This window comes from Mesorhizobium sp. M5C.F.Ca.IN.020.29.1.1 (genome assembly GCF_003997375.1).
In the GTDB taxonomy this organism is placed as follows: Bacteria; Pseudomonadota; Alphaproteobacteria; order Rhizobiales; family Rhizobiaceae; genus Mesorhizobium; species Mesorhizobium wenxiniae.
In genome coordinates, this window is record NZ_RZSW01000161.1 from 1 (window position 1) to 11,446 (window position 11,446).

Annotated in this window: 11 protein-coding genes; 6 read left to right on the forward strand and 5 right to left on the reverse strand. The window is 63.5% G+C overall.

The window, feature by feature from the left end; genetic code table 11:
• Window positions 1–122: 122 nt before the first annotated feature.
• Entirely contained in the window at window positions 123–578 is a 456-nt protein-coding gene (locus EOA85_RS15005) for a hypothetical protein (RefSeq protein ID WP_127209996.1), read from the reverse strand.
• 207 nt (window positions 579–785) lie between these two features.
• Here EOA85_RS15005 and EOA85_RS15010 point away from each other — a divergent pair, with 207 nt between their 5' ends.
• The 3 genes from EOA85_RS15010 (at window position 786) to EOA85_RS15020 (ending at window position 3,948) form a co-directional block, all read left to right on the forward strand.
• A complete protein-coding gene (locus EOA85_RS15010; protein ID WP_164759670.1) occupies window positions 786–1,757 on the forward strand; it encodes an L-threonylcarbamoyladenylate synthase in 972 nt (323 codons plus the stop codon).
• A 9-nt stretch (window positions 1,758–1,766) separates the two neighbouring features.
• The gene (locus EOA85_RS15015) at window positions 1,767–3,197 is read left to right on the forward strand and encodes an FAD-binding oxidoreductase (protein WP_127210000.1); all 1,431 of its coding nucleotides are present in this window, start codon (window positions 1,767–1,769) and stop codon (window positions 3,195–3,197) included.
• A gap of 184 nt (window positions 3,198–3,381) precedes the next feature.
• Complete coding sequence (locus tag EOA85_RS15020) at window positions 3,382–3,948, forward strand: DUF6101 family protein (RefSeq protein ID WP_029355556.1); 567 nt, start codon at window positions 3,382–3,384, stop codon at window positions 3,946–3,948.
• On the opposite strand, the gene ubiA is transcribed toward EOA85_RS15020, so the two are convergent.
• Complete coding sequence (gene ubiA / locus EOA85_RS15025) at window positions 3,949–4,932, reverse strand: 4-hydroxybenzoate octaprenyltransferase (protein ID WP_127210014.1); 984 nt, start codon at window positions 4,930–4,932, stop codon at window positions 3,949–3,951.
• A 150-nt stretch (window positions 4,933–5,082) separates the two neighbouring features.
• On the opposite strand from ubiA, the gene purD reads away from it, so the two are divergent.
• On the forward strand, window positions 5,083–6,360 hold the full coding sequence (purD, locus tag EOA85_RS15030; protein ID WP_127210002.1) for a phosphoribosylamine--glycine ligase: 1,278 nt from the start codon (window positions 5,083–5,085) through the stop codon (window positions 6,358–6,360).
• 20 nt (window positions 6,361–6,380) lie between these two features.
• On the opposite strand, the gene EOA85_RS15035 is transcribed toward purD, so the two are convergent.
• Window positions 6,381–7,478 (reverse strand): GH25 family lysozyme, encoded by a 1,098-nt coding sequence (locus tag EOA85_RS15035; RefSeq protein WP_164759671.1) that lies wholly within the window; start codon window positions 7,476–7,478, stop codon window positions 6,381–6,383.
• Window positions 7,479–7,650: 172 nt separating this feature from the next.
• Window positions 7,651–7,887: a hypothetical protein gene (locus EOA85_RS15040; protein WP_127210006.1), complete on the reverse strand. Its 237-nt coding sequence runs from the start codon at window positions 7,885–7,887 to the stop codon at window positions 7,651–7,653.
• Window positions 7,888–8,097: 210 nt separating this feature from the next.
• Here EOA85_RS15040 and EOA85_RS15045 point away from each other — a divergent pair, with 210 nt between their 5' ends.
• Window positions 8,098–9,867 (forward strand): acyl-CoA dehydrogenase, encoded by a 1,770-nt coding sequence (locus EOA85_RS15045; RefSeq protein ID WP_127210008.1) that lies wholly within the window; start codon window positions 8,098–8,100, stop codon window positions 9,865–9,867.
• A gap of 53 nt (window positions 9,868–9,920) precedes the next feature.
• Complete coding sequence (locus tag EOA85_RS15050; protein ID WP_127210010.1) at window positions 9,921–10,670, forward strand: crotonase/enoyl-CoA hydratase family protein; 750 nt, start codon at window positions 9,921–9,923, stop codon at window positions 10,668–10,670.
• An 86-nt stretch (window positions 10,671–10,756) separates the two neighbouring features.
• Here the strand turns inward: EOA85_RS15050 and pdxH are convergent, their stop codons facing one another.
• The gene (pdxH, locus tag EOA85_RS15055; RefSeq protein WP_127210012.1) at window positions 10,757–11,365 is read right to left on the reverse strand and encodes a pyridoxamine 5'-phosphate oxidase; all 609 of its coding nucleotides are present in this window, start codon (window positions 11,363–11,365) and stop codon (window positions 10,757–10,759) included.
• Window positions 11,366–11,446: the final 81 nt, after the last annotated feature.

The following is an 11,446-nucleotide window of genomic DNA, read 5'->3' on the forward strand; positions in this document are numbered from 1 at the left end:
GGACCAGGCCGTGCGTGCCAATCGTCTGGCACTGTTGGCACGCGTCCGGGCAGCGACCGACCAGGTTGCGGATTTCTCGAAAATCGCCGGCTGAGCGCGAGCGTTATCATAGCCTCGAACGGCTATCTGGCCTGCTCGATCTCGGGAATAGGCGTCGGTTGCGGCGTTGCCGGCTCAGGCGGGCTGTTCGTTGCCGTTATCTTTTTGTCGGATCTGGTGGCCGCCCCAGGTGCGGCAGCGGTTGTCGCGGCAGGTGCGGCGCTCGGGGCCGGCTTTGCGAAGGCATCGCCGACGATGCCGCCGCGAATGATCATCGGGCTTTGCATGAAATCATGCTTGGGCTTGGGCTGGCTCGGGATCGCAGCAACTTTTTCATAGGTGACATCAGGCACTGCTTCGCCGAGCGCCACGATCGATGGCGTCGAGGAGCTCCCAGCCACCTTCACCGGTTCAGGCGCGCCGAGCTTGACGACGGACGGCGTCGAGGATGGTGCACCGAGAACAACGAAGGACGAAGCGTGTGCTCCGCCCGCCGCCAGAGTGAGACCAAGCGCTCCCAGGATACGCACCCAGACCATGATAGATCCCCTGCCCAACAAGCAGTCAACATACCGTCCGGGAATTGCTGCGGGCTTGCGAGGAAAGCTAGCATTTTAGCGATTTGGTAATTCGCTAACGCCCGGACTTGCCCCGTAAACGTCACCGTATTACGCACCCACATCTGTGAGGTCCCACATCTGTGAGGTCCCACATCTGTGAGGTCCTGCTTCTGTAAGGTGATGAGAGTGGCTGAGATACTTGCCGCCGGCGAGGCGATGGAGCGGGCGCTGGCGCTGCTCGAAGGCGGTGATGTCGTCGCCATTCCGACGGAAACCGTCTACGGGCTGGCCGCCGACGCCACCAATGGCGTCGGCGTGGCGCGCATCTTCGAGGTCAAGGGCCGGCCGCGCTTCAACCCGCTGATCGCCCATGTTGCCGATCTGGCGATCGCCGAGCAAATCGCGCTGTTCGATTCCCTCTCGAAAAGACTGGCGCAGACATTCTGGCCGGGACCGCTGACGATGGTGCTGCCGCAGCGACCCGGCAACGGCATTCATCCGCTGGTCACCGCCGGGCTGGATACGATCGCGCTGCGCATGCCGAAAGGCTTTGGCGGCGAACTGATCGCCAGGCTCGGACGCCCGCTCGCAGCGCCCAGCGCCAATTCCTCAGGCAAGATCAGCGCCACGACAGCCAAGGCAGTGGCGGCGGATCTCGGTGCAAAAATCAAGCTGGTGGTCGATGGCGGCGCAACGTCCGTCGGGCTCGAATCGACGATCGTCAAGATCGAGGGCAGAAAGCTGCGGCTGCTGCGACCGGGAGGCATTGCCGCTGAGGAAATTGAAGCGGTCGCCGGCACGACGCTGTCGCGCGGTGCGACAGGTATCGAGGCGCCGGGCATGCTCGCCTCGCATTACGCGCCGGGCGCTGCGGTGCGGGTCAACGCCGCAAAAGTCGCAAAGGGCGAAGCCTTGCTGGCGTTCGGCCCCCGCCGTGCCGAAGGCTGGCAAGGTGCTGCCGCTTTGCGCAACCTGTCGGAGACCGGCGACCTGCGCGAAGCCGCGGCCAACCTTTTTGCCCACATGCAGGATCTCGATCGCAGCGGCGCCAAGACAATCGCCGTCGAGCCGATTCCGTTCGACGGGCTGGGCGAGGCGATCAACGACCGGCTTTCGCGCGCTGCCGCCCCTCGTGACAAGATCGATTGGGCACCATAGTTTCCACCTATGAACGACATATCCCGGGATATCGACCTCGCCCTCATTGACCGCTTTGCGGCAATCGTCGGCGACAAATACGCGCTTCGGGACCAGCAGGATATCGCGCCTTATCTCATAGAAAGGCGCGGCCTTTGGCATGGCCGAACGGCGCTGGTGCTGAGGCCGGGCAGCGTCGACGAGGTTAGCCGCATCATGCGGCTGGCGACCGAGACGGGAACGCCGGTCGTGCCGCAAAGCGGCAACACCGGGCTGGTTGGCGCGCAGGTGCCGGATATGTCCGGCCGCGAGATCGTGCTGTCGCTGTCGCGGCTGAACCGCATCCGTGAGATCGACCTCCTCTCCAACACCGTCACCGTCGAGGCCGGTGTCATCCTGCAGACGCTGCAGGAAGCGGCCGACGCCGCCGACCGGCTGTTTCCGCTGTCGCTTGCCGCGCAGGGCTCCTGCCAGATCGGCGGCAATCTCTCTTCCAATGCCGGCGGCACCGGCGTGCTTGCCTATGGCAATGCGCGTGAGCTCTGCCTCGGCGTCGAAGTGGTGCTGCCGACCGGCGAGGTGTTCGACGATCTGCGCAAGCTGAAGAAGGACAACACCGGCTACGATCTGAAGAACCTGTTTGTCGGCGCTGAAGGCACGCTCGGCGTCATCACCGCCGCCGTGCTCAAGCTTTTCCCCAAGCCCAAGGGGCGCGAGGTGGCCTTTGCCGGCCTGTCCTCGCCGGAGGCGGCACTGTCCCTGTTCAGCCTGGCGATGGATCGCGCCGGCGCCGCACTCACCGCTTTCGAACTGATCGGCCAGAGACCCTACGATTTTATGCTTCTGCACGCGCCAGGCGTCGTGCGGCCGCTGTCCGGGGATTGGCCGTGGTATGTGCTGATGCAGATCTCGTCGGGGCGCTCGGCGGAGGATGCGAGGGCCCTGATCGAGGAGGTGCTCTCAGCCGGCCTCGAGCAGGGGATCGTCGGCGATGCAGTGATTGCGGCGAGCATCGCGCAGGGGGATGCTTTCTGGAATTTCCGCGAGGTGCTGCCCGAGGCGCAGAAGCCCGAAGGCGCTTCGATCAAGCACGACATCTCTGTGCCGGTGGCGGCCATCCCGCAATTCATCGAAAAGGCGGCCGGCGCCGTTCAATCGGTCAGCCCCGGTGCGCGCGAGGTGTGTTTCGGCCATATGGGCGACGGCAATCTCCACTACAATATCTCCCGGCCGGTCGGCGGCGATGACGAAGCGTTTCTCGGGCTCTATCACGCCATGAATAAGGCCGTGCACGATGTCGTGCGCAGCTTTCACGGCTCGATCTCGGCCGAGCACGGCATTGGCCAGCTGAAGCGGGATGAATTGATCGCGACAGCGCCGCCGATGGCGATCGATTTGATGCGCAGGGTGAAGGCGGCCTTCGACCCGGCCGGCATCATGAATCCCGGTAAGGTTATCTGATCCTTTCGACGTCTTGTGAATGGTTGCATTCCGATAACCATCCCCTCGAGATCAGCAAAATTTAACCGACTTTCTTAAGCGCTGCGATAAGAAGCCCGCCCTAATGTTTCTCCACAACGAGGCTGGAAAAACCGGCCCGGAGAACCGGAAGACCGGCTCTCAGGAGAGACAGGAAAGGCACAATATGAACACTGGACTGAAGCCAGTCTGGGCCGGGCGCAACATGCGCCTCGACCCATTCCGCCTGCCGCAGGTGGTGAGCTACGCCACGCGCGACGATTATGGCGACGTTACCTTCACCATCGACCACCGTGGCGCCGTCATTCGCCGCATGCTGGAGATGAGCGGCCTGCCGGCGTTCATCGCTCTGCCCGCCAACGCGTTTCGTGGCGTGGCCGCCCGCGCGATGGAGGATCCGGATGGCAATGTCACGGTGACGCTGGAGCTTCTGCACAATGATCCGATGCTGTCGGTGCCGCTGCTAGTGGCCGACGATCTCGAGGATGTCGCCGCCGACTGGCGTGCCTGGGCCGATGCCTACCGTCTGCCGATGCTTCTGATCGAATCAGACGGCATCGCCCGCACGCTGGAGGAATCGCTTGGCGCCGCCATCAAGACATTGCCGGCGCAGAACCGCCGCAAGGGTCGGGTTTCGACCACGCGTCGTCCGCGCTTCCTCGCCCGTCGCAGGGCCGGCGATCTCGGCCTCAGGCTGGTGATTGGCGGCCAGGAGATCATTTCGCGCGGATAGCTACACCAGCGGCTTCAACGCCACCCACAGCGCGCCGCCGATCAGGCCAAGGAAAATCAGCCAGCCGACCTGGTTGTTCGATCTGAACAAGAGCATGCACTGGTCCGGATCGTCGATGTCCAGCACTGCGATTTGCCGCGCCATATGCGCTCCGGCGGCGATCAGTCCGGCCAGCGCCGGCACGGGCGCCTGCGCCGACGCGAAGGCGATGGCGAAGCAGACCAGCGCCCCGCCATAAAGCCCGACGAGCCAGGTCTTGGTGTTGTCGCCGAACAGGCGTGCGGTCGAGCGCACGCCGACGATGGCGTCGTCCTCCTTGTCCTGATGCGCATAGATCGTATCATAGCCGATCACCCACAGGATCGAGCCGATATAGAGCATGACGGGCGGGCCGTCGAGATCGCCGAACTCGACCGCCCATCCCATCAGCGCACCCCAGGAAAAAGCAAGGCCGAGAACCAGTTGCGGCCAGTTGGTGTACCGCTTCATGAATGGGTAGATGGCGACTACGGCGAGCGAGCAGATGCCGAGCAGGATGGCAAAGCCGTTGAACTGCAGAAGCACAGCGAGTCCAATCAGTGCCTGAATAACGAGAAACGCCCAAGCCTGCCGGCGCGTGACCTTTCCCGCCGGCAGCGGCCGTGAGCGCGTACGTTGCACCTGGTTATCGATGTCCTGATCGACCAGATCGTTATAGGTGCAGCCGGCGCCGCGCATGGCGATAGCGCCAATCAGGAACAGCAGCAGGTACAAAGGTGGCGGCAACAGCGAGAGCAGCGTATCGGTAGGGCGTGAATAGGCACTCGCGGCAAGGGCTGCCGACCACCAGCACGGCCACAGCAGCAACTGCCAGCCGATCGGCCGGTCCCATCGGGCAAGCTGCGCATAGGGCCACAGCCAGCGCGGCAGAATGCGGTAGACCCAGTGGCCGCTCGGCGCATCGGCGACGCGGCCCTGGGCAGCTTTCGATTGGATGGGTTCCATAGTGTTGGAGTGGCAGCAGTGGCGAACGCCGTCAAGCATCAAGCAGGCCTCGTTCCCGTGTGGAATCGCTTCAAACTCTCCAAATGTCTTGACCCATCGTCCGGGGCGCAATAGCGCAGTCCTGATCATGGAATGGCAAGGGATCTGGGCATGCGTGTTTTGTTGATCGGCTCCGGCGGCCGCGAGCATGCGCTGGCCTGGAAGATCGCGGCCTCGCCGCTGCTGACGAAGCTTTACGCGGCCCCCGGCAACCCGGGCATCGGCCACGAAGCCGAACTGGTGACGTTAGACATTGCCGATCATGCGGCGGTGGCCCGGTTCTGCACGGAGAAAAACATCGACCTCGTCGTGGTCGGGCCGGAAGGGCCGCTGGTTGCCGGCATTGCCGACGACCTCCGCGCCGCGAACATTCGCGTCTTCGGCCCATCTCGGGCGGCGGCGCGGCTGGAAGGTTCGAAAGGCTTCACCAAGGACCTCTGTGCGAAATACGATATCCCGACCGCCGCCTATGGCCGCTTCGGCGACTTGGCGTCGGCCAAGGCCTATGTCGAAAAGATGGGCGCGCCGATCGTCATCAAGGCCGACGGCCTCGCCGCCGGCAAGGGCGTCACCGTCGCCATGACGTTGGCCGAGGCGCTGGCCGCACTCGATGCCTGTTTCGACGGGTCCTTCGGACAGGCCGGCGCCGAGGTGGTCGTCGAGGAGTTTCTCACCGGCGAGGAGGCGAGTTTCTTTTGCCTGTGCGACGGCGCCACCGCGTTGCCGTTCGGAACCGCACAGGATCACAAGCGCCTCAGTGACGGCGACATCGGCCCGAACACCGGCGGTATGGGGGCTTATTCGCCGGCTCCGGTGATGACGCCGGAGATCATCGACCGGACCATGCGCGAGATCGTCGAGCCAACCATGCGCGGCATGGCCGAACTTGGCGCACCGTTTTCCGGCGTGCTGTTTGCCGGGCTGATGATATCAGGCGAGGGGCCGAAGCTGATCGAATACAACACCCGTTTCGGCGACCCGGAATGCCAGGTGCTGATGATGCGGCTGAAGGACGATCTCCTGGTCCTGCTCAACGCTTCTGCCGACGGCCAGCTTGCACACACCTCCGTGCGCTGGCGCGACGAGGCGGCGCTCACCGTGGTGATGGCGGCAAGGGGTTACCCCGGCACGCCGGAAAAGGGCTCGGTCATCCGCGGCCTCCAAGAGGCCGCTGGCGATGGCGTCGAGATCTTTCACGCCGGCACCGCCATCAACAGCGGCGCGCTGATCGCCAATGGCGGCCGTGTGCTCGACGTCACGGCTGTCGGCGGCACGGTCGGAGAGGCGCAGAGACGAGCCTATGCCACACTCGACCAGATCGATTGGCCGCAAGGTTTTTGCCGCCGCGACATCGGCTGGCAGGCCGTCGCGCGCGAGCAGGCGCGCTGACGCCGAACGGCTTTCAGCTTTTAGCGCTGGCCATGGTCGAACTCGGTTGATGCGGTGCTGACCGGATCGCCGGCGGCGGGCGTGGCTTCAACCGCTGATGCCGAGTGCTTTTCGTTCCGCGTCCAGGCCATATATTCGGCAATCCCGCGCGGAAGGCGCAGCAACGTCTTCACAGCAGGCATTTGAAAGCTGCTGCGGAACTTGGCCCAGCGGGCGCTGAACATGGCGGTGATTTCGGTGAAGGTCGATGGTGCCACCACGGTGGCGTAGGTGATGGCATTGCCCGCAAGGCCGGCCTCGCGCGAGAGAGGCACCGGTATCGAGGCAAGGTAGTCCGGCTGCACGTCGATCAGGCCGCCGAAGGGCCATTGCGCGCGCAATGTGGCGGCATCCATCGGTGCGACATTGACGTCGATATCGTTCGGCGTGCCGGCCACCCGGTAAGGACAGCGGAACCGGCCGCAATTGGCTTTTGCCGAGAACTGCCAGAGTGCGTAGCCTTGCCAGTTGCCCATCGGAAAATGCACGCCGATGTCCGGCTTGTAGCGCGCATACCAGAGCGGCAGCCGCGACAGGAGCCGGTATTTGTACTTGTTGTCGGCGATGTGCCTGGCGGTCTTGCCGTTGGTGTAGAGCACCGGAAAGCGGCCCAGCCGCCGATGCACATGGCGGACGAATTCCTCTGCATCCTCGAGCGACATCCATTTCGTGGGGTCGTCATCCTCGATGTCGAGGGCGAGCAGGTCATCCGGACCAGGTTTCGCGAAGTTGATGAAATTATTTGCCTGTCCCACGGGATTGCCGGGGCGGGCAAGATGGTAAGCGCCCCATTTCAGGCCGAGCGCCTTGGCCACCACCTTCCGCGTCTGGAACAGTTCCTGTGCCACCGCATGGCGCTTCCACAGCGCCTTGCAGAGCCGCGTCTCGGTCTCGTCGCCGAAACAGAAATAGGCTGGCGGCATCCCGTCGGACGCCTTGTTGATGAAACCGACGATCCGCTTGTCGGTCGCAAGTTCAGCCCAATCGATGGAATTGTATTCGTAGGCGTCGATCACCAGCGCCCGGTCGGCCTTCCACGGCTCGGAGAAATCCGAGGCTTGTGCCGGCCCCAACGCCATTATCATCGCGGTCGCGACGAGGAGTCCTAGGCGGCGGAGAGGGTGCGCCGGCGGCTTCAAACAGCAGATCCTTGCTGGCCAAAGCCTGATCCTGAACCGCCATGGTTAAGGAAATGCTTTCGGCGGTCCGTGGCGAATGCCGCAATTCGGCCGGTTATGGTTTTGCTGGCCATCAACGAGGGGAGAGCGGCTGGATCTGGAACAGGTCGGGCGCCGGCGCCTGCGGCAGCGTTCCCTCAGCCTCGCGTTTGCGATGATGGGCCAGCGAGCATTTCGGCGAACACAGAATGCCGCGATCCGACCAATAGGCGGAGCCGACCTCGATCTTGCCCCGATGGTGCCAAAAACCTGCCGCTCGATAGGGCAGGCCGCATTCGATGCAGCGATACGCGTCAGGTCTGGCGAGCACGTGCGGTCCGATCCAGTATTCTTGGTCTGTCGCCGGTCGGCTTGTCCGGCCTTTTGCCGATTTTAGCCTGAACAGCTCCAAATGCAAAATCCGCGTGACAAAATTTGACGTTTACGTAAAAACAAGGCGGGAGCGGCGACCCAAAAGCGAATGGTTTTGTGTCCGCACGGATCATAAGTTTCCCTGCCGGACAGAGGAGGAGCGAGCGGCATGTATCGGGCACCGGTCGAGGAGATCGCCTTCACGCTGAAGTATGTGGCCGGCCTGAAGCCGGCGCTCGCCGCCGGCTCCTTTGGCGAGCTTGGCGAAGACCTCGTCGACGCCATTCTGGCGGAAGCCGGCCGCTTCGCCACAGAGGAGGTCGCGCCGCTCTACAAGATCGGCGATGAACTAGGCGCGGTGCTGAGCGACGCTGCCGTCACTATGCCGCCCGGCTGGAAGGCGCTCTACCGCCGCTGGATCGACGGCGGCTGGAACGCGCTGTCGGCACCGGAGGAATTCGGCGGCCAGGCGCTGCCGACCATGCTGGGCGTCGCTGCGCTCGAAATGTGGAACTCCGCCGCGATGGCCTTCGGTATCGGCCCGACGCTGACCATGGGCGCGGTCGAAGCGCTCGACAAGCACGCCTCACCGGCGCTGAAGGCCAAATACTTGAAAAAGCTCGTCTCCGGCCAATGGATGGGCACGATGAACCTGACCGAGCCGCAGGCGGGCTCGGACCTGAATGCGTTGCGCGCCCGCGCCGAGCCGGCCGGCGACGGCACCTACCGCATCTTCGGGCAAAAAATCTTCATCACCTATGGCGAGCACGATTTCACCGACAACATCGTCCACCTGGTGCTGGCGCGGCTGCCGGATGCGCCGGCCGGCACACGTGGCCTTTCGTTGTTCCTGGTGCCGAAATTCCTTGTCGGCGAGGATGGCGCGCTGGGCGCACGCAACGATGTCTTCTGCTCCGGGCTGGAGCACAAATTGGGCATCCACGCCTCGCCGACCTGCACCATGATCTATGGCGACGGTTTCGAAGGGATGGCACCTGGTGCGATCGGCTGGCTGATCGGCGAGAAAAACAAGGGCCTCGCCTGCATGTTCACCATGATGAACAATGCGCGGCTCGCTGTCGGCATGCAGGGCGTGGCGGTCGCCGAAACGGCCACGCAGAAGGCGCTCGCCTATGCCAATGACCGCCGGCAAGGTAAGGCCGCGAGCTATGATGGCAATGGCATGGCGCCGATCGTCCATCACCCGGACGTGCAGCGCAACCTCCTGACCATGAAGGCGCTGACCCAGATTGCACGCGCCATCAGCTATTCCTGCGCGCATGCCATTGACTACGCGCGCGTATCCGTCGGCGATGAAGCCATCCATTGGCAGGAACGTGCCAATCTGTTGACGCCATTGGCCAAGGCCTTTTCCACCGATGTCGGCGTCGAGGTCGCCTCGCTCGGGCTGCAGGTTCATGGCGGCATGGGATACATCGAGGAGACGGGTGCGGCAGCACTTTATCGCGACGCGCGCATCGCGCCGATCTACGAAGGCACCAACGGCATCCAGGCGATCGACCTAGTGGCGCGTAAGCTGCCGTTTGGCGGTGGCGATCATGTGCATGGTTACATCGCCGAACTAAAAGCGGTCGCCGATGAAGTGCGGACCTTAAATCCCAGGGGTTTTGGCCGCACCGCCGATGCTCTCGACCGGGCGCTCGACGACCTCGGCCAGGCGACGCGTTTCCTGCAAGGGCTGCTTGCCGACGGGCGCTCGGACGAGGCGCTGGCCGGTGCTACGTCGTATCTGCGGCTGATCTCGCTTGCGGCGGGCGGCGCCTATCTGGCACGCGGCGCGCTTGCCGACCAAAGCCGCGTCGCCCTTTGCCGTTTCTTCGCCGAAAACCTGCTTGGCGAGGCGGGCGCGCTGAAGGAGCGCGTCATCGGCGGCGCCGAAAGCCTTGCCGCTGCGGGCAAGACACTGATTTCTGCCTGACATCCACAAGGTTGCCGTTTCACGAAAAGGCTGACCTTCACAAAGGATCACCCATGACAGACCACATCCTCGTCGAGCGCCAGGGCGCCATCCAGATCATCCGCATGAACCGTCCGGACAAGAAGAACGCGCTGACGCGCGCCATGTATGCGAAAATGTCGGCGGCGCTTGCCGAGGGCGACGCCGATCCGGCGATCCGCGTCCATGTCTTCTTCGGTATTTCAGGCGCCTTCTCGTCCGGCAACGACCTTGCCGATTTTATAGTCGTCGCCACCGGCGGCGAGGGCGGCACCGAGGTCTGGGATTTCCTGATGGCACTGGCCAGGACGGAAAAGCCCATGGTTTCCGGCGTCGATGGCATCGCGGTCGGCATCGGCACCACGCTCAACCTGCATTGCGACCTGACCTTCGCCACGCCGCGCACACTATTCCGCACGCCCTTCGTCGATCTCGGCTTGGTCCCCGAGGCGGGGTCGAGCCTGCTTGCGCCGCAGATTCTCGGCCGGCAAGGCGCCTTCGCGCTGCTTGGCCTCGGTGAAGGTTTTTCTGCCGAGCGGGCGAAAGCTGCCGGACTGATCTACGCGGTGGTCGAGGATAACGAGCTGGAAGCCTCCGTCCTGGCAGCGGCCAGTCAAATCGCGGCCAAGCCGCCGCAAGCGCTGAAGATCGCGCGTGACCTGATGCGCGGCTCGCGTGAAGACCTTGTTGCCCGTATTGGCCAGGAAAGCGAGCATTTCCGCGAGCGGCTCAAGTCCGACGAGGCCCGCGCCGCCTTGATGGCCTTCATGACCAGGAAGAAATAACCTAGCGTTCCGCGATCAAAACTCTTCAATCCGATAATGGGCATTTTCATCCCGATCGTTTCCCGAAGAAGTTGATCGCCTGAATGTTAGGGATAAAGCCTCGTCTTGTCCCAGCCGCCCTCCGCGTTGCGGGAAAAGACGAGGCGGTCGTGCAGCCGGAAAGGCCGATCGTGCCAGAACTCGATCGTCTGCGGCACGATACGGAAGCCCGACCAGTGTTTCGGCCGTGGGATCTCGCCGATCGCATGGCGCGCCGTGTATTCGGCAACGGCTTTTTCCAGTGCGAAGCGGCTCTCCAGCGGCCGCGATTGTTTCGAGGCCCAAGCGCCGATGCGGCTGCCGCGCGGACGCGTCGCGTAATAGGCGTCCGCTTCCGCCTCGGTAACGATCTCCACCGGCCCGCGTGCGCGCACCTGCCGCCGCAGGGATTTCCAGTGAAAGCACATCGCCGCCTTCATGCTGCCAAGAATCTCGCGGCCTTTGGCGCTCTCGAAATTCGTATAGAAGACAAATCCGCTTTCATCGAACCCCTTGAGCAGCACCATCCGCACATTTGGCATGCCCTCGGCATCGACGGTCGCCAGCGCCACGCCGTTGGGATCGTTGATCTCACTTTTCGTCGCGTCGTCGAGCCATGCGGCAAACAGGCGGAATGGCTCGGCAGCCTCGGTAAAGTCACCGCTTGCTTCTTGCATATTGAACAATTCCAATGGCTTAGAAACAGGTTTCCAAAAGGTTTCCAGAACAGGTTTCCATCGGTCATTTCACGACCGAAA